The organism is Parabacteroides sp. 20_3, assembly GCF_964238835.1.
GTDB classification, from domain to species: Bacteria; Bacteroidota; Bacteroidia; order Bacteroidales; family Tannerellaceae; genus Parabacteroides; species Parabacteroides distasonis.
On the sequence record NZ_CAXSNO010000002.1, the window covers coordinates 381361 to 400486 of the forward strand.

A 19126-nucleotide genomic window follows, 5' to 3' on the forward strand; every position below is an offset into this window, starting at 1 on the left:
ATATTTATTTCATGCCATGTTAAAAAAGAACAATAAAAGACTATTCACCCTACTCCAACCATTCAATCAGCTTATCAGCCAAAGTTACTGTTGTTCCCGGCAAAGGTGGTTGGTGCCGATGTGGAGAAGGCCCCTAGCGATTTTCTCTTGGCAATAACATGCCATCTGGCAATTTGACAAAATGAAAACCAAAGTCTCGGAGAATCGATTTTTTCGGGCAAAGGTACGGATTGCTCCCAAATACGAGAAGAAAAAACAGCATTCGTCTCGTTGATAGACGAATACTGAAAAATAGCCTTTCGCTCCAGAGAAATTAATTCATCATATCTCATATTTTGAGGCAAGAAAAGGGTAAAAGCAGTGTTACGATAGGGTTATAGCACGGTAAGAATGCCCATTCATGAGTACTCATAACCCTATGCACGACCGCTCATAATGCCTAACGCGAGTATCGGCATTGGGCAATACGACCTATCGCAACAGGTTTCGCCACCTATCGTGTACAAAATCGGCCCCTTTTTCAAGAAAAAGCGTGTTTATTGCCACGCCTATCTCATTATCTTGTCACTTTCGCACGAAGGGTATGTCAACATATTCGTATAATATGAAGCAAATAGTCAGAATAAGCTTCTATTTCGCAACAGACCCATCATACAAGCCAGAGGCTCCCAATACGCCTTAAGCACTCACATAAAACACGGAATTTTCAATCCAACTGATAAATCTTCAGCTTATTGTAAAGCGTCTTCCGGTCGATGCCCAATAACTGGGCCGCACGAGTCTTATTATTGCCGCACTCTTGGAGGGCCTTACGGATAAGGTCACGTTCATGCTCCACGTTCTTAAGCTGGATGTTGGTGTGCGAAGAGAGGTTCTCCGTCAGTTCCTCCGGAAGTTCCTTGCGGGTGATGTATCGACCGGTCGCCAATAAGGTAGCGTACTTGATAACGTTCTTCATCTGCCGCAGGTTACCCGGCCAAGAATAGGATTGGAACAATTGCATGGTATCGTTGTCGAAACCGATGATATCCTTACGGAGCTCGCTATTCGCCAGATCGAGGAAGTGGTTGGCGAACAAGAGCAAATCCTCTTTTCGCTCTTTCAAGTCCGGGATACGGATCGTGAACTCATTGATACGATGGTACAGGTCCTCACGGAAATCTCCTTTCTCGATCGCCTGCCGCAAGTTCTCGTTCGTCGCGGATATCAAGCGCACGTTGATAGCGATCTCCTGATTGCTCCCGATCGGCTTTACCTTGCGCTCCTGTAGGGCACGCAATAGCTGAACCTGTACCTCATACGTCAGGTTCCCGATCTCATCCAAAAATATCGTACCGCCTTGAGCCGCCACAAACGCCCCAGTCTTGTTCTCGATCGCCCCCGTAAAAGAACCTTTCACGTGGCCGAAGAACTCGGAAGCCGCCAATTCCTTGGGGATAGCGCCGCAATCCACGGCGACAAACGGAGCCTTGCTACGATTACTTTGCTCGTGGATCCGACGGGCGATATACTCCTTACCGGTACCGCTAGCGCCGGTCACCAATACCGACATATCCGTCGGAGCCACCAAACGCACATGCTCATAAAGCTGGCGGGCCGCTTGGCTCTGCCCCTCGATATAAAGATCCGGGGCCGAAGAAACCGGGACTCTCGCCGGAGCCTTCTCCTCCACGTACACAAGTTCCTTGATCTTTCCCAGCAACTCATCCGGGTTCAACGGCTTAGCGATATAATCCGCCGCTCCCAGCTTCATCGCCTGAACCGCCGTTTGTATCTCCGCATAACTGGTCATCATGATAAGGGGTAAGGAAGGATGGGTATTCTTCAGCCATTTCAATAAGTCGATCCCGTCACTATCCGGCAGGCGTAAATCCGATATAACCAAATCGAACGCTTCCTCCCCCAGCCTCCGTTTAGCATCGGAAACAGAGGACGAGGATCTTACGACAAACCCTTTCTTACCCAGCCATGTGGTAAGCATCAAGGAAAAAGTTATATCATCTTCAACGATTAGAATCGACAACATACCCACTCAGATTATTTATAGTAACCACAAAGGTAAATAAATAAAACGAATCAAGAAAACATCCACGTAGCTTTACGCCATACTCCCTCGAAAGGACCTTGTTTATGATGGGCTAACCACCAGTGGCAAAAACCTAGCTGGAGAATGAAAAGAAGGATTCCTACGGCGAAGCTGGCGGTCGTCCCCAGATCGTCATACAGGGATAAACCGTATCCGAAATAGATGAAAGAGCCTACCATCGATTGCGTGAGGTAATTCGTCAAGCTCATTTTCCCGTAAGGCACAAGCCCGTGAAGCACCTTATGCGGCGCTTTCCACTGCCACAAGAAGATAAAGGAGGATACCAATACGCACATGAACGAGAAATTACGCAAGGAAGACACGATCGTGCTCATCGGGCGAAGCTCTTCGGTACGCTCCAGCAAACCGGGTAGGGAAAGGGACAGATAATAGAGGGGAATGAAACAAACTACCCCGATAACAAAGGTCCTTGTCCAAAACGTCCGGTGCTTCTCCAGATCGACAAACAATCCCTTGCGTCCCAACAACATGCCCAGCATAAAGAGAGCCGATGTCTGGAAGAAACGTCCATAGCTCCAAGCCCAGAGAAGGCTATACAGCTGCCCGTCCCACAGATTGGACTTGACCATTTCCCAAAAGCTGGTACCTTCCATATACGGATAGATCCGCATACAGTGCACCAGCCATTGTTCCTTGGATGCCACAGATTCCGGATGCATCAGGGCATACATGAATTTACCCCACTCCATAGGCTGTAGCATCAAGACCACGGCGATCGCTAATACCACCTTATTACTCAACTTGCAAACCGGTATCAACACAATACCCAAGATCGAATAAAGCACCAAGATCTCCCCCGGGAAGAACGATGCGTTGAAGCAACCGATAAAGAATAGGAGCACCAACCGCCAGAAGAAACGAAGCCGGAAGTCCTTCCCTTTCCTCGCTTGGTTATCAAACTGGATAAAGAAGCTAAAACCGAACAGCAGGGCGAAAATAGCGTATGCCTTCCCGGAAAAGAGGAAGAACAAGGTATCCCATACCCCTTTATCCAAGGCTTTCATAAAATCGGTAGTAGCCTCCGGAAAATTATACAAGTTAAAATGCTCGATATTATGCAATAGGATAATAGCCATAACGGCAAATCCTCGTAATGCGTCGACCACCTCGATACGAGGTCGGGATTGTAGTGCGTGTTCCATGATATGATTCAGTAGATTTTATTATTTCGTGGCAAAAGTAACGAAACTAAATAGAAAAAGCATCCTCGAAAGGATGCCTTTTTCTTTTGCAGACTTAAATTGAATACTCAGGACTTAATCTTTCGCCATGAATAAATTCATGACTTTTGTTTTTAACGGTTTAAATGTAGAAACGCCCACTTGCGATTTCATTAAATAGATAGCGAATATCGTGCCAAAGCCAGCGAAACGCACGATAATGAATATCTAACTACTTATCCTTTAACAAGTAATAGATAAATTTTGTTTCTATAAAGTGGAATTTTATTTCAAAAGCATGGGGAAAGGCATTCCACGGATGGGTATTTATTCCACACCGGATTCCACAAGATTACCCGATGGCGGACTCCGCATCCTTCACGATAGCAAGCGCTTGCTCGATTACCTCGCCCAGCAGGTGGTACCAGCCGGAATCGGTCAGTTCCTCATCATTCTTCTCCAAGATCCGCAGGTGTTGTACCAAAGAATTGGCCCCCAGCATCGTGAACAGGGGAATCAACTTATGAGATATCCGGGAGGCTTCCTCCCGGTCTTTTCCCTCTAACGCATCCCGAAGTAAGTCGATGCTCTTGCGGGTTTCCTCCGAGAAGGTTTTCAGTATAGAGGCTGAGGCCTCCGGATCCTCTCCGGCAAAAGCGGTCAACGAAGAGAAATTCAACTCGCTCCTTGCCTCCAGATGGAGTGTCAGCAACTCATTCAGCAAGGAGATTAATTGGGCGGCGGTAAACGGCTTGTTCAAGAAACCCGTGAAACCAGCCTCCAGATAATGCTCGTGCTCCTTGGCGATACTGGCAGATAGGGCGATCACCGGGATCTCATCCGTTCCGGGGATACCGGACGTACGTATCCGCTCCAGTAAATGATAGCCATCCAGCGTCGGCATCTGTATATCGGTGATAATGGCGTTGAATACGGTGTTCCGCAATAGCTCGAGGACGTTATGCGGATTCGTACAACCTACCACCTGCACGTGACTCTGCTTCAAGAGTTCCTCCGTCAAGGCCAGTTGTAGAGGATCATCATCAACCAGAAGACAATAGACATCTTGCCCCTCAAACAAGGGTAAAGCCTCGGCCTCACCAGCATCCGGAGCCTCCGCCGTTACGTCCGGCAAAGATTGATTATCGGCCAAGGGAAGAGGTAGCAAGATCGTGAAATCACTGCCTTTCCCCGGGGTACTATCCAAAGCAAGCGTACCGTTCATCAAGGACAGAAGCTTACGGGTGATGGAGAGGCCCAGACCGAAACCTTCCGCCTCTTCCGTATCGGCAAGGCGGGTAAACTCCCCGAATATCCGCTCTTGTTCCTCTTTCGGGATGCCCGGACCGGAATCGCTTACGGTAATAGATAATTGATAATTGATAATTGAAAGTTTTTGGAGGGAGACGAGGAGGACAACTCGTCCCGCTTCCGTGAACTTGATAGCGTTGGATAAGAGGTTTCCTACGACCTGCCGGATACGGATCGGGTCGCCCATATAGACTTGCCCAGTCTCCTCCGGTTCCAGGTTCAAGACAAACCGTAAGCCTTTCGCCTCCGCTATCGGCTGGAAGCTGGTATAGATCTCATCGAACAAGACTGGGACACGGAAGGGAACGCTATGCACCTCCATCTCGCCGGACTCCAACCGCTGGAAATCCAACAGGTCGTTCACCAAGGAAAGGATATGATCCGAGGAACCTTTCATGTTCTCCAGATAATATTGCTGACGCTCGTCTGGATGGCGGCGTAGCAAAAGCTCGATATATCCGATGATGGAAGAGAGCGGAGCCCGTATATCGTGGCTGATCGTCAACATCAGCTTCTCACGGCTTCGCAATAAGCTCTCGGCGACCTGTTTCGCCTTTTCCAGTTGCATACGGTAATATTTACTTCGTGAGATATCCCGTGAGATAAAGAAGAGGAACAGAAAGGCGATTACCACGGAGACGATCGCGATTCCGGCGATCAAATGGGAGGTCTCCCTTAATAGTACCTGCTTCTTATAGACCCTTTCCAGCGACGCCTCCATCTCCTCCTCCTCTATATTACGGAGCATCTGGTTGATCTCCCGGGTAATCACGCTATTGTTATACCGTAAGTTAGAGGCCCTTTCCAACAACTGATCCATCAGTTGTTGCCGTTGCCAAGCCACACTGTCTTGGATGCTTTTCAGCACGCTGACAATCGTATCGGTCGGATTATAAGCGTTCACCAACGTATCGGTAACGATCTCCCGGGTCGTGTTCACCACGATGCTGGTATCTTCCTTGCCGGGAGAGAACACGTCGGCCAAACGCTTGAAGAATCCCTTCTTTTTACGGGGAACTACCACCGTATCTTGCTTGACCTCTACCCGCTCTTGTACCTGCACCTCGTTTACGATTGTATCCCGGACGGCAATTATTTTCTCGATATTCTCCGTATAAAGACGCTCCGTGTTCGCTTCCTGCCAAGTCTCAAGCAAACGACGGGTATTCCATCGCTTACGCTCCAGCAGTATGTCGATCGTATCTATTTTCAGGAGTTGCATGGAGTCCGTCACCAAGGTCCTCAACGAATCCATGTTATTATGGGCCTTATTCAACGTACGATTGAAGTGGCGGAACTCGTTCTGGGGCATGCCTACCAACTGCCCCAACGCCTCGCTTTCATAGAGCAGGGAGAGCGTATTAGTGACCAAGTACACCTTCCGGCGTGCCTGATGATCCGGCTCGTCCTCCTCGGCCACTTTCTCTACTATATTATAAATGTAAGCGACCGAGCAGACCGCAATGGTAATCAGCAAAATATAGCCTAATATCACCTTGCTAGTAATATGTCCGCTTTGCTCTTTCATATACGGTTGAGATCAGTCTAATTCCTATCATAAGCGATATCCCATTTATCCATCATCTCAAAATCCTGCTTTTTTAAGCCGACTTTCCAAAATGGGATCGGGTCGTCATGGTCTCCCAGATACATACGGTCACGTACCTTGAAGGCACGATTCGTTAAGGCAAACGTGGAATCGGCCACCGGAGTCCGCACGCCAGCTATATCAAGCATCGTATGGAATACGCTGTTCGTGCTAACCGGATAAGTCTCGTGTGCCTGCGCTTCCAGATATTTCTGGGGATATGACTCCCGGTAAGCCTTCGAGAACCAGATCACATACGGGATATGCAACTGGTAATAGGTCGGTATCGGAGAAGCATGCAGATAACGGGCTCTGGAATCATCGAAGATATCCTCTCCATGATCGCTTAAGTAAAGCATGGATGCCGGAGCATTTGTCTTCGCCAACATATCCACGATTTCCCCCAGCACGTAATCCGTATAGTGGATGGAATTATCATAAGCGTTCCGTAACTCCTTTTTATACGAGGCACGAATTCCCTCCGCCTTATCCGGTGTATAGAAACGGAACTCCTTCGGATAACGTTCATGGTAATTAAAATGCGAGCCATAAGTATGAAGTACTACGAAAAGATTACCGTCCTCTTTATCCAGTTCCTTCTTTAGATAAGGCAGGATCGCCGCATCGTGCAAGGAGATTAGCGTAGAACCCGTATTAAATGCGCTCATATCGATAAAGGTATCTGCCTCCCGGTAAAAAGCGCCGATCATCGAGGTCGTTAGTTTCTGGTTGGCGATCACGAGCGTACGGAAACCAGCCTCTTTGAAAGCGGTCACGATACTTTTCTCGTCGTAAAGGACTCCATAATTCTCGGCGCTGGCAGCGGACAGGATAATGGGGACACTTTTATGCGTATTATTCGATTGCGTCACCACATCCGTGAAATGCACCAATCCGTCTAAAGCCTCCATACGGGGAGTCGTCTTGCGCTCGTATCCGTAAAGGCTCCATTCCATAGCACGGGAGGTCTCTCCCACTACCAAGACGTAGATCTCCCGTTTTCCCTCCGCTTGCTCCGGCTTAGTGGCGTCGAACTTAAAGTCGGCGGAAGTAATATGATACTTGCTGTTCCTCTCCGCCTTATTTATGGCGAAATATAAATTGTATAGGGCGTTAGCCGGATATACATCGTCCTTCCATGAGAACCGGTGATCTTGCGAAGGAGACAGGAAGCAAAGGAGCAAACCCACGACAAACATGCCTAGGCTGATCTTGGCCCATTTCTTCCGGAAAGGATTTCGCAGTTTCTCTTTCTGCCGTATCGAACGACAAGCGAGCACCAGCGTAGGTAATGTATAGAAAAAGAATACGCAACCGATCACCAAAATGATATTCCCCAATAACTCACTAGCCTCGGAAGCGTTCGAGCTGGTAAGGTTCAAATACATATCAACCGCTATCACGGACTGTCCGAAAAGATACAGAAGCACCAACTGCCCCCCATCTAATATAACCTTCGGCAACAGGCACCAAACCACGATCCCCGGTTTACGGGCCACTAATAAAACACACATCCAAAAGGCCAAAGGTATCAGCAACGAGGCGATACCGACCGTGACGGGAAGCGGTTCCGTAAAAAAGAACACACAGTTTGGGATGATAAATAACAGGGCAAATAAGAAATATAAATGCTCCTGTGAAGATATCCAGCGTATTAACCTTGTAAAATACTTCATTCAATCAAAACTTTGCCAACTCTCAATCATTACTCTTCTCAACGAATACCCAGAACCTGAAATTCCGGCAATTGGCAAAGATAGGCGTTATTAAACACATACAAAGCGTATTATACACAAAAAATGTTATTGACATTCATAACTTCTCTTTCATCCGTCGCCAATACTCATTGACAGAGCTTTTCACTTCCTTATGTAACAGCAAGATACCAATCAAGTTCGGGAGCGTCATCAAAGCCACGGTGATACCGGATAATGTCCAAACAATAGTAGTATCCGTGAACGAGGCCAAGAAAAATCCGACAATATAGATTACGTGGTAAATACGGACATATTTCGTTCCCCAAAGGTAGGTCACCGCCCGATCACCGTAGTAAGACCATGCTATCGTTGTAGAAAACGCAAACAACAACAGGGAAAACGGAATAATAAACTGCCCCCAATCCCCTAAAAAACCTTTCTTAAACGCCTCCGTAGACAAGGGGGCGGAATGAAGCAGCGACTTACCGGTTAAATACACCGCACGCTCTTTATTCATAGGTAATTCGATACGTCCGTCACGTACAGAGAGCGTACCACTAAACAACACCTCCTTCCCTTCCTTGACCCGCACGCTATCCGCAAAGGAACGTGCGTGTAGTAACGTTATATCCGTATTTAGGATCTGTCCGTTCCGGACCTCCAAGGAGCCTGTATAAAAAGGCAGGGGCTTATTCCCTAGTACATGCTCCGACACTGCGGATTTACCGTCCGGGTCCGATTCATGATAAGCACCGGACAAGACTACCGTATCCGCCTGCTGAAACTTATTCTCAAACTTTTTCAGCCAAGTACCGGATGACAATAGAACCAAGCCGGTTATCGAACAAATCACGATCGTATCGATGAACGGCTCCAATAAAGCGACCATACCCTCGGATACCGGCTCTTCCGTCTTGGCTGCCGCATGAGCGATCGGAGCGGAACCTTGCCCCGCCTCATTCGAGAATAATCCACGGTTCACACCTCGGTTAAAAGCCCAGACAACCGTCGCTCCTAAGAAACCACCCGTAGCCGCCGTACCGGAAAAGATATTCGAGAAAACAGAGATAAACGAAGGTAGGATATGCTGGTAATTATAGGCCAATATGCTGAAGGCACCGAGCAGATAGACGACCGCCATAAAAGGCACCAACTTCTCGGTAACCTGCGCTATACGCTTGATTCCCCCGATCACGATCAATCCCAGCAAGACCGATAAAACCGCCCCGGTAATATATTGCTGAATACCGAACGCCGAAAACATGGCGTTCGAGATGCTATTTACCTGTGGCAGACTACCCGTACCGAAAGAGGAGAAAATAGTAGCGACCGCAAAAAGTCCTGCCAACCAACGCATATGCAAACGATGCTTCATATAATACATCGGACCGCCGGAAATCGTACCATCTTCCGTCTGCTCACGATACTTATGGGAAAGGGTGACCTCTACCATCTTGGTAGTCATACCCAAGAACGCCGTCATCAACATCCAAAACAAGGCAGAAGGACCACCTAGATGTATGGCCAGAGCGACACCGGCGATATTACCGGTCCCCACCGTACCCGAAAGAGCAGTTGCCAACGCTTGGAAATGGGAGGTATCTCCTATGTCTTGCTTATTGTCGTACTTCCCCCGCACGACCTTGATCGCATGCCCGAAAAAGCGCAATTGCGGAAACCGAAGATAGACCGTAAAGAACAATCCGGTTCCCAGTAATAGAAAAACAAACCATTGTGATCCTCCAAAATGAGCGTCAATAAGGGATAGTAAGTTATTCAACTCTTGCATCATCTGCCTACATTTTTAAATAATGATGCCGCAAGTTAAGAATAATAAAACAAAAAGCAACCTTACAAGCTTTTGTTTTTCATTTTAGACTTACAAGATTGCTTTTTCACAATCAAAAAGATACTATCACACAATAAAATTATATTTATCTCCTATATTTTCTGGAGGATAGCGATAAACTCATCATTCGTAATGTCTAGCTCCGGCTCTTTGTAATTGACATAATCCTCAAAATAGTCGCTGGCGATATCGGCTACGATCTCCCCTCCGTCCAAGCCATACGAGGAAACTAGTTTCTCCACCCGGTTACGTATCTGGCGAATCACCTGTAAACGATCCTCATAACGATCTGGCTTCTCCTGATCAGTGACGTGCTCATTCCGGGCGATCAAGTAAACTACCGTATAAAATTTCTCCATGCTCCCGAAAACAGGGACAAACAAGGCTTTCTTCTCCTCGGGCAGATCTGCCAAAAACTGTTGTATCTTTGTCATAACTCTTACTCTTTTACCTAATAAAAAAAACAATATACTTTTTGTTCTAAAACAATATACTTTCGTGTGTAAAAGTATATTGTTTCGACAACAAAAGTATATTGTTCTTCTCGAGTCTGTTAAATGATAGAATTCTTCTTCGTAAAGTCCAAAATCTCATCAATATAGCCAAAAGCCAATCCTGTTACCGTATCCGCGCAGCCGTAATAGATAGCGATACGTTTCGTCTCCGGATCATGCAAGGCGGCACAGGGAAAGACTACGTTCGGAACGTCTCCCATGCACTCGTAATCCTTTTGCGGGGATAACAAATAAGGTCCGGAGCGGAATTTCACTTTCCAAGGTTGCTCCAAATCCAAGATAGCGGAACCGAAGCTATACACATACCCGTTGCAAGAACGAAGCACGCCGTGGTAAATCAATAACCAGCCCTCGGAAGTCTCGATAGGGATAGGGCCCGCACCGATCTTCGTACACTGCCAAGCGCTATCCTCGAACGCAGCCGGAGACATCACGTGGCGATGTTTACCCCAGAAACACATATCCGGAGACTCGCTATAGAATATATCGCCGAACGGAGTATGACCGTTGTCGCTCGGACGGCTTAACATGGCGAAGTTTCCGTTAATCTTACGAGGGAACATCACGCCATTACGGTTGAAAGGCAGATAAGCGTTCTCCAGCTGATGGAAGGTCTCGAAATCGAACGTGTAAGCCACGCCGATCGTCGGGCCATGATAACCGTTACACCAAGTCACATAATAACGATCCTCGATAAAACATACACGGGGGTCGTAGGCGTAAACAAACTCGCCGATCTCCTTGTCGTCGCACTCAAACTCGAGTTTTGTCTCGGAGATACTCCAATGAATGGCATCTGCGCTAAAACCTACGTGCAAACGCATCCGGCGATTCGTATCGTCGCAACGGAACACACCGGCATAACCACCTTTGAAAGGGACAACAGCACTGTTGAACACGCTGTTCGATGTCGGAAGGATATCACGAGGAATCACCGGGTTCTTCGAATATCTCCACAATACTTCTTTGCTACCCTCGGGACGATCTTCCCAAGGCATATCAGGCAGCGGAGCGCCTACGATTTTCAAATTATCCATAACTAATCCTATTAAAATATTACTGTACTAACTTATTACCTTTATCGTCATACGTGAACGGTACGAAATAGGCTACCAAGAATGAAGGGATCATCGCCAGCAAGGTCACGATAAAGAAATACTTATAACCTAGCCAGTCGCTCACGAAACCGCTCATCATTCCCGGAAGCATTACGCCAAGGTTCATGATACCTGAAGCGAACGCATAATGCGCCATCTGATGCTTGCCCGGAGCTACCTGTTGCATCATAAACAGCATTAAGCCCACGAAACCGAATCCATAGCCAAAATACTCGAATACGATGGCGGAAGCGATAATGAGACCATTATCAGGCTGGAAACACGCCAAGAACGTGTATACCAAAAACGGTATATTGAAACAACAACAAAGCGTAAACAATACCTTTCGCAACCCCTTGGCCGAGATATAATATCCACCGAGCAAAGAACCCAGCACGAACGCCGCCGCTCCAAACGTACCATAATACAAACCGATTTCTTGCTCCGTTAGTCCTAATCCTTGATCAGCTATCGGAGCTTTCAAGAACAAAGGTACGATCTTTATCACGAAACCCTCGGCAAAACGATACAATATGATGAAACAGATATACCACACGATATACTTCTTCGTGAAGAACTCCTTGAAGACCAGCCATAACTCAGCCATACTTTCCTCCAACGAATGTTCTCCGGTAGCGGCTTTCCCACCCGAAGGCAACATCTTCATATGATAAAAACCAAGCAGGATCATGATCGTACCGCAAAGCAGCATAACGATCATCCAAGCGTATATCACGGCCTCTTTCTCCAATCCTATCCCGGTAAAATATTGCATCATATAACCCGCCAGATAAACCAGACCACCCGTGGCTACGATCTTCGCCAAATTGTAAAACGCACCTTGCCAACCGATATATTTGGCTTGATCCTCCGGCGAGAGCTCTTTCATATAAACGCCATCCGTTGCCACGTCATGCGTAGCCCCGCTAAGCGCTATAATACCTAATAATGCGATAGATAGAGCAAAGAAACTCGGCAAGTTTAACGCCAAGGCCACTAAACCGAATAAGCAACCGGATAACAACTGGGTCAATACGACAAAGAATTTCTTAGTACGATACATTTCCAAAAACGGGCTCCATAAAGGCTTTAAGGTCCAAGGTAACATGATAACCGAGGTCCATAACGCAATCTGGGCATCCGATATATCCAATCCCTTAAACATGAGTACGGTAACCATGTTCAGCACTACAAAAGGCAATCCCATAGCAAAATAGACACTAGGGACCCAAGTCACAGGGTTTCGACGTTTAGTAGCATTCGTGTTTTTCTCTTCCATGCTTTATTTAGAATTTAGGTGTACAAATATAATTAATAATCCGGATATATCTTTAATCGATCGGACAAATAGAGGAGATCATCCCGAAGGTAGCGTTATCATTCAAATCCCAGACCATCTTTCCGGCTCCGTTTATCTCGATCAACTGCGGGTAATGTCCTTTCGCAGCCTCTCCGTCATGGCCTTGCCAGTTACAGATATACAAACCACCGTCCCGTTTAGGGAGCAACTGGGCAACAAAGAAAAGCTGGGCTCCCTCGATATCGTTCGCATTCATCTTGCGAACGATATCTCCTGTCTCGAAATTCAGCTCTATGAAGCAATGGGCATCACCGCAAGCGACCAGATAATTACCGTTATCCAACGCAGCCACGCTAAACGGGTTACCGTCTACTTTCACGCTTTTCAGCAATTGACCGGACGGGGATATTTCCCGGATCTCGGAGGTAGCGAACAAGGGCACTAGATAATTGCCCCGCTTATTCTTGTTTACTTGACGGAATTGTGCATGGGGTTGCTCAATTCGGGTATCGAAATCTGTTTTCGACAGGATCTCTCCTTTTGCGTTCACTTCCATGATCGTAGCCGGGTTTCCACACCACGCCAATAAATAATTACCGTTGGAAAGTACACGGGCTGTCTGCATCTCACACCCTTCCGGAGCGGAGATATTCCAGACCTCCTCATGATCCCGTGTGATTAGCTTCGCCCCTTTCGAATAGGAAAAAAGGATATTCCGATCGGGAGTAACAGCTACGGAATTACATTCCCATCCTTTTTCCAAGGGATGCTCCCATTCAATTTCTTTCGTGTTCTTGTTTACGATGGCGATCTTGTCCCAGCCGGAACCGCCTAATAAAAGATGATGCGACGCCTCATGACATGCGGAACATACGAGTAGCAGGCATGCGGATAATATAAAAGTATAGATTTTCATGGTATATAATAATGTACTAATTAGATAATATGCCAATTATAGCAGGATGGACACATGGGATCCACCCTGCAAAAAAAGATCATGTGTGTTGTATTCGCATTGGCATATTGACACATTTAGCGAAACGACACATTGGTTCATTCTTCTTTATTTCGCTAAGTCACGGAACAACTCATATCCCTGATCAGGCGTGATACCTTGATGCACGACCGCATGAACCGCCTGGATCATGGCGACAGGAGAAGTACTCTGGAATACATTACGTCCCATATCCACGCCGGCCGCACCGTCGTTAATCGCATTATAACATAATTCCAACGCCTCCTTCTCCGGTAATTTCTTACCACCGGCGATTACCACGGGAACCGGGCAAGCGGCGGCTACCTTCTCGAAGCCCTCACAATAGTAGGTCTTCACGATATTAGCGCCATTCTCCGCACAGATACGGGAAGCCAGACCGAAATAACGAGCGTCTCGAGCCATTTGCTTACCAACGGCGGTAACACCCATTACTGGGATATTGTAACGGCTGGCCTTATCGACCGCCTTATATAAGTTAGCCACAGTCTTAGCCTCATGCGCCTCGTCGCCGATAGCCAACATAACCGCCATGGCGGAAACGTTCATACGGATAGCGTCCTCTATATCGATCAATACATTATCGTTCAAATCCGTAAGGATAGACGTTCCAGCGTCCGAACGAAGACAAATCGGTTTCGTCGTATTCGCAGGGATCGTAGATTGCAGGATACCACGGGTACACATCAAGCAATCCGCATATTCAATCAAAGGAACGATATTCAAGTCGATACGCTCCAGACCGGAAGTCGGCCCCATGATGAAACCATGGTCAAAAGCAAGCATAACCGCCTTGCCTGTCTTCGGGTTGAAGATACGGGATAAACGGTCTTTCATACCCCAAGGTAAGTTCTCGGCTCCCTTCACATGGAAACTCTGGTTCTCACAATTGATGCCTAAACCGAAGTCCGCACCTTCTCTTAAATCATCTAAATCTGCCATATTTATTATTCGTTTATTATTATATTTTATAGAGACGGGGCACGCCCCGTCTCACGCTGTGTATTATTTTATAGCGCCTCAGCAAAAGAAGCGAACATACAGCTCCAAGAAGTAGCCCCGCTATCAGCGAAACCAATCGAACGCTCGCCATAATTACGGGCACGGCCAAAATTAGCTTTCATCGGTACCGTAGCCTCCGCTCCCTCAAGCGCCGCTTTAGCGCCAGCATTCAAGACTTCCTTGATATCATCCGACGTACAAGCCTGCATAGCCTCCACCGCCGGGATCAAGGCATCCATCATCGTCTTGTCGCCTCGTTTCGCTTGGGTTTGTTGTTGCACATTCGCCAAGCCACCGGCGAACATAGCTTTCACGCCTGCGGCATCCAACTCGGTTCCCTCTGCATGATCGCTCATACCCAAGAAGAAAGCGCCGAGCAAGGTACTTGTCGATCCGCTCACTTCCATCATCACGTCCATACCCATATCACCAAGCATTTGCTTGAACTCCGTTCCAGACTGAGCGCTTTTATTCACGGCAGTCATAGCGGCAACGATAGCGGTACCATGATCTCCATCCCCGATTACGGCATCCAATTTAGAAAATTCCTCCTCACGTGCCTTGATCTGTTTCAGCGCATTGTCTAACATGGCCTTGAAGGCCTCGATAGTAAGTTGTTTCATGTATATTATTTATTTACCTAGGGTTGTCCAATAAGGTGCGTCCGCACGTTTGTTATTCAAATAATCGATATGATCCTCATCCAAGATCGCCATGATCATCTGGAATCCGGCTTGCTCCTGTACGGTCAAGATCTCTTGGATACGGCTTACCACAACCTGCAAGCCACGAGCCTCTAATTCCTTATAAGCCTTGCGGAAGATGATATTCAATTCCATATGGGTAGTAGCACCTACGCCGTTAATGATCAATAACATCTTATCACCGGCTTTTGGCTGTAACTGCTGGCAAAGTAGGTCTACCATCTCCGCTGCCGTATCATCGGCGGATACCAACGGTTTCTGTCCACCACCGCCTTCGCCATGCTGGCCCATACCGATCTCCATGATTCCATCGGGAAGATTCGTGATCGTACCTCCATTTTGGGGATGCGTACAAGAACGCATAGCGACAGCCAAGGTAGCCACGTTCTTATTATAGCGTTCACCTATCTCAATCAACTCGTCTAAAGACTTCCCTTCCTCGGCGGCGGCACCTAATATCTTATACAAAGGAACACAACCGGCCAAGCCACGGCGATCATCTACATTCGCCCCGATACCTGCGCTGATATCATCATGCGTAAGTAATTTCTTCACCTTGATACCCTTACGAGCAGCCAACTGGCAAGCCATATTAGCGCTCATCACGTCGCCGGAATGGTTCAATACGACCAGCAAGATCCCGGCCTCACGATCCATCAATTGCAGTGCCTGAAACAAACGTTGGGCACCCGGAGCGGCGAATACGTCACCCACGACGGAGCAATCCAACATGCCCTCTCCTACGAAACCGCTCAAGGCAGGCTCATGACCGGAACCGCCTAAGGTAACGATCGCTACTTTATCATTGCCTTTCGGGTTAGCACGTACGACGATATTCTCAGCCGCCAACTTTACCTGATTCGGATACGCTAATACATAGCCTTCCAATAACTCAGCCGTAATATTCTCAGGATCATTTATGAATTTTGTCTTGATGTCTGACATGGTATTATCCTCCTTTAGATTTATAAATTTTGATTTACGAATTATTTTAGTTCCATGATCTCGATAGCGATACCTTCTTCCTCGATGAAAGCGATCGTCAAGTGCTCGTCGCAAACAGCCGGGCCGAAGATTACCTTCTTACCTTCCAACTCTTTTTCCAAACAAGGAACCGTATAAGCGATATGGCCATTGGTCTGTACCAACTCCGGTAGGCAGCTGCCTTTCTCGAATTTCAAGAACTCGATCCGGTTCGGACTCTTGCTGTAATCCGTCAACCATACACTCAGGCCTTCGTTATAAACCGCCCCTTCTTTACTTTCCGTAGTGACAATTCCTACGTGATTAAATATTCTCATGATCTATTCAATTTATAGTTAGACAATTATATTATTAAAATTCGTTCTCTTCCGATAGGATATAAAGCCAGCCCCCAATACTAGGATGATCGACAGATAAAGATAAATAAATATCCCGTTCACGTTATCATTCTGGCCATAAGAGTGCATGCCACTCAAGAAATAATTCACGCCGAAGAAGGTCATCAACACCGAATAGAAGGCCAAGATAGACGTAAAATTAAACAACCACAGGTTATTGCATTTCGGTATCAAGCGGAGATGCGTCACGATCGCATATATCACCATCGTAATCAACGCCCACGTCTCCTTCGGGTCCCAGCCCCAATAACGTCCCCACGACTCATTCGCCCAGACCGCTCCCAAGAAAGTACCGATCGTCATCAGGGCCAATCCGATCCAAAGTGACATCTCGTTCACGATACTCAATTCTCGTACCCGTTCTTTGAGCATCACGCTGTTCTTCTCCCCGCTTACGCTCATCATCACCAGATTCGTCAAGCCGATCAGACAGCTAATACCGAAGAAACCGTAAGCTCCCACGATAACCGCCACATGGAACATCAACCACGGGGATTTCAAGACCGGAACCAACGGATTGATCTGCGGGTCCATCCAACTCAAGCCGGACACGAACAAGATGATCCCCCCGAATAAAGTAGCCAACGCAAACGTAAGCGTACTCTTGCGTACGAACAACAACCCGGCGAACACCGTAGCCCAAGCCACATAAACCATCGTCTCGTACGAATTGCTCCAAGGGGCGTAACCTGCGATATACCACCGCATTCCCATCCCATACATATGGAAAACGAATACGGCCAAAATGCCCAGACTCAATACCCAAGTCGTATAGGTAACCCATTTATCCTTCTTGAATAAGGCCACGAAAGCGAAGACCAGCAACAAGCCTCCCAAAATCAAGTACCCTTTCTTACATTGCCGGAATACATCCATTTGATTATATTTAATCTCGGCCTGTATTTTCTCAGGGCGAATGTCTACCGTCTTATTCTTGGCTTGCTGATACGTATGGATCATTCCGATCACCTCGTCCGCTTTCTCCCAATCACCATTCTTCAATCCTTCCTGTACCTCCGATAAATACCAGCCCATAATGTGGGTAACGAACATGGAGTCCTTTCCGGAAAACGCCGATAAATCATCGCCCGGTGCATACCATTTGTGATCCGGGTCGTCCTCTTTCGGGAAAAGGTTTAACATCTGGTAATTGATCAATTGATGGAAGATATTTACCTGCTCATCCAGCTTGATCAAGTCTTTATCGAAGCGGGTACGCTCCGCTGGCATTTTATTGTAGGCCTCTTCCAGCTTCTCTTGCAATTTATAGCGTCCGTTACTATCGAATACCTCTATATAGGCGCAATCCTTATCCGTAAGGTCGTAATAATTAGCCAGCTCACTATTAGACAAGGCAATAAACGGCACCCGGACCCACATATCCGGCATAGCCAAGACACTCAACAAGAACTGATCAGAGTTCAAGGAACCGAACTGATCCGATTTATGCAACTTTCGCAGTACCTCGGAAGAAAATGTATTGATCGGCAACATACGTCCGCTTACCGATTGGATCGGCAACGCACCGAACTTAGCGGCATGTTCCGGACTTATCGCATATTTCTGTATGGCCTCCTTCATCTCGGGAGCGGCCGCACCTTGCGCCCGCAAGCCCCCTACGGAAAGAAGAATCGCTACTAACAGGGTCGTTTTACGAGCGCCCGATCTTAAATCTTTCAACTGTCGGCTTAATTTCATGAAACGGGAGTTTTTACCTACCAAGCAAAGTATAAAGCCGATCACTAAAATCACGTAGCCGGTATACGTAATATTCCTTCCGGCCACATCTCGGTTCACGGAAAGTACCGTTCCTTGCTCATCCGGGTCATAGGAGGCTTGGAAGAAGCGATAGCCTTTCACGTCTAATACATTATTCATATATACCCGGGCATGGCGAGTCTGTCCATCTACATGTACCAGCAACTCACTCTCATAAGCAGAGGGACTGGCAGAGCCGGGATAGCGGGTTAAGGTAAATTTCACGAGTTCTACGCTAAAAGGAAGCGTATGATAGAGAGTCTGGTCCGAGGTACGGATCATGATACGATCGCTAGCCTCTCCCTCACGCAGGTGAAGGATTCCTTCCTCGCCGAAAAGGTGGGAAATAAGGGCACCCAGAAGGATGACAATAAAGGCGGCATGGGTGACCATCAATCCCCATCTACGCCGCTTAAGTAACTGGTGCTTGATAACGATAGCCACGAAATTGGCTACCAATAAGAATTGGAGTAAGAAAAATACAGGAGAATAGTAAATCATCGCTTTAGCGGCGGCAGTACCATGATACTTCTCTATAAAAGTAGCGATAGCCAAGCCAAAGGCGTAGATCAATAGAAGGACGATAGTCGTCACAGAAGAAGAGATAAATCTTTCTAGAGTTTTCATTTGCTCATTTATTAATAACACTGATGCGACAAATG

Annotated in this window: 14 protein-coding genes; all 14 read right to left on the reverse strand. The window is 47.1% G+C overall.

Translation table 11 applies throughout. The annotated features are described in order from the left end of the window. Positions 1–706: 706 nt before the first annotated feature. Positions 707–2026: a sigma-54-dependent transcriptional regulator gene (locus ACESPU_RS05430; protein ID WP_373133183.1), complete on the reverse strand. Its 1320-nt coding sequence runs from the start codon at positions 2024–2026 to the stop codon at positions 707–709. Positions 2027–2076: 50 nt separating this feature from the next. After that, positions 2077–3249, reverse strand: coding sequence for a DUF418 domain-containing protein (locus tag ACESPU_RS05435; RefSeq protein WP_373133184.1), 1173 nt, complete (start codon positions 3247–3249; stop codon positions 2077–2079). A gap of 370 nt (positions 3250–3619) precedes the next feature. Then, entirely contained in the window at positions 3620–6106 is a 2487-nt protein-coding gene (locus ACESPU_RS05440) for an ATP-binding protein (RefSeq protein WP_122144213.1), read from the reverse strand. 17 nt (positions 6107–6123) lie between these two features. Then, entirely contained in the window at positions 6124–7842 is a 1719-nt protein-coding gene (locus ACESPU_RS05445) for a phosphoethanolamine transferase (protein WP_057326468.1), read from the reverse strand. Positions 7843–7978: 136 nt separating this feature from the next. After that, entirely contained in the window at positions 7979–9655 is a 1677-nt protein-coding gene (locus ACESPU_RS05450; RefSeq protein WP_197735326.1) for a sodium:alanine symporter family protein, read from the reverse strand. A gap of 149 nt (positions 9656–9804) precedes the next feature. Beyond that, positions 9805–10146, reverse strand: coding sequence for a hypothetical protein (locus ACESPU_RS05455; protein WP_044544864.1), 342 nt, complete (start codon positions 10144–10146; stop codon positions 9805–9807). A gap of 119 nt (positions 10147–10265) precedes the next feature. Beyond that, entirely contained in the window at positions 10266–11264 is a 999-nt protein-coding gene (locus ACESPU_RS05460) for a glycoside hydrolase family 130 protein (protein WP_005857736.1), read from the reverse strand. Positions 11265–11283: 19 nt separating this feature from the next. After that, on the reverse strand, positions 11284–12603 hold the full coding sequence (locus ACESPU_RS05465) for an MFS transporter (RefSeq protein WP_373133185.1): 1320 nt from the start codon (positions 12601–12603) through the stop codon (positions 11284–11286). A 52-nt stretch (positions 12604–12655) separates the two neighbouring features. Next, positions 12656–13540, reverse strand: a complete 885-nt coding sequence (locus ACESPU_RS05470) for a WD40 repeat domain-containing protein (RefSeq protein WP_005863029.1) — start codon at positions 13538–13540, stop codon at positions 12656–12658. Between the two features lie 147 nt (positions 13541–13687). Beyond that, positions 13688–14560: a 3-hydroxy-5-phosphonooxypentane-2,4-dione thiolase gene (gene lsrF, locus ACESPU_RS05475; protein ID WP_005863031.1), complete on the reverse strand. Its 873-nt coding sequence runs from the start codon at positions 14558–14560 to the stop codon at positions 13688–13690. Between the two features lie 68 nt (positions 14561–14628). Continuing rightward, complete coding sequence (locus ACESPU_RS05480) at positions 14629–15243, reverse strand: DAK2 domain-containing protein (RefSeq protein ID WP_005863034.1); 615 nt, start codon at positions 15241–15243, stop codon at positions 14629–14631. Positions 15244–15252: 9 nt separating this feature from the next. Further along, entirely contained in the window at positions 15253–16269 is a 1017-nt protein-coding gene (locus ACESPU_RS05485; RefSeq protein WP_057319654.1) for a dihydroxyacetone kinase subunit DhaK, read from the reverse strand. 41 nt (positions 16270–16310) lie between these two features. Beyond that, a complete protein-coding gene (locus ACESPU_RS05490; RefSeq protein ID WP_373133186.1) occupies positions 16311–16625 on the reverse strand; it encodes a hypothetical protein in 315 nt (104 codons plus the stop codon). Positions 16626–16643: 18 nt separating this feature from the next. Beyond that, positions 16644–19091, reverse strand: coding sequence for a cytochrome c biogenesis protein CcsA (ccsA, locus tag ACESPU_RS05495; protein WP_057326469.1), 2448 nt, complete (start codon positions 19089–19091; stop codon positions 16644–16646). Between the last annotated feature and the right edge of the window lie 35 nt (positions 19092–19126).

Excerpts from the sequence above, each read along its gene's own strand:
- ACESPU_RS05460 (WP_005857736.1), bottom strand. The coding sequence starts at position 11,264 with ATGGATAATTTGAAAATCGTAGGCGCTCCGCTGCCTGATATGCCTTGG.
- ACESPU_RS05465 (WP_373133185.1), bottom strand. The coding sequence starts at position 12,603 with ATGGAAGAGAAAAACACGAATGCTACTAAACGTCGAAACCCTGTGACT.
- ACESPU_RS05485 (WP_057319654.1), bottom strand. The coding sequence starts at position 16,269 with ATGTCAGACATCAAGACAAAATTCATAAATGATCCTGAGAATATTACG.
- ACESPU_RS05480 (WP_005863034.1), bottom strand. The coding sequence starts at position 15,243 with ATGAAACAACTTACTATCGAGGCCTTCAAGGCCATGTTAGACAATGCG.
- ccsA (WP_057326469.1), bottom strand. The coding sequence starts at position 19,091 with ATGAAAACTCTAGAAAGATTTATCTCTTCTTCTGTGACGACTATCGTC.
- ACESPU_RS05430 (WP_373133183.1), bottom strand. The coding sequence starts at position 2,026 with ATGTTGTCGATTCTAATCGTTGAAGATGATATAACTTTTTCCTTGATG.
- ACESPU_RS05440 (WP_122144213.1), bottom strand. The coding sequence starts at position 6,106 with ATGAAAGAGCAAAGCGGACATATTACTAGCAAGGTGATATTAGGCTAT.
- ACESPU_RS05435 (WP_373133184.1), bottom strand. The coding sequence starts at position 3,249 with ATGGAACACGCACTACAATCCCGACCTCGTATCGAGGTGGTCGACGCA.
- ACESPU_RS05450 (WP_197735326.1), bottom strand. The coding sequence starts at position 9,655 with ATGATGCAAGAGTTGAATAACTTACTATCCCTTATTGACGCTCATTTT.
- ACESPU_RS05470 (WP_005863029.1), bottom strand. The coding sequence starts at position 13,540 with ATGAAAATCTATACTTTTATATTATCCGCATGCCTGCTACTCGTATGT.
- ACESPU_RS05490 (WP_373133186.1), bottom strand. The coding sequence starts at position 16,625 with ATGAGAATATTTAATCACGTAGGAATTGTCACTACGGAAAGTAAAGAA.
- lsrF (WP_005863031.1), bottom strand. The coding sequence starts at position 14,560 with ATGGCAGATTTAGATGATTTAAGAGAAGGTGCGGACTTCGGTTTAGGC.
- ACESPU_RS05455 (WP_044544864.1), bottom strand. The coding sequence starts at position 10,146 with ATGACAAAGATACAACAGTTTTTGGCAGATCTGCCCGAGGAGAAGAAA.
- ACESPU_RS05445 (WP_057326468.1), bottom strand. The coding sequence starts at position 7,842 with ATGAAGTATTTTACAAGGTTAATACGCTGGATATCTTCACAGGAGCAT.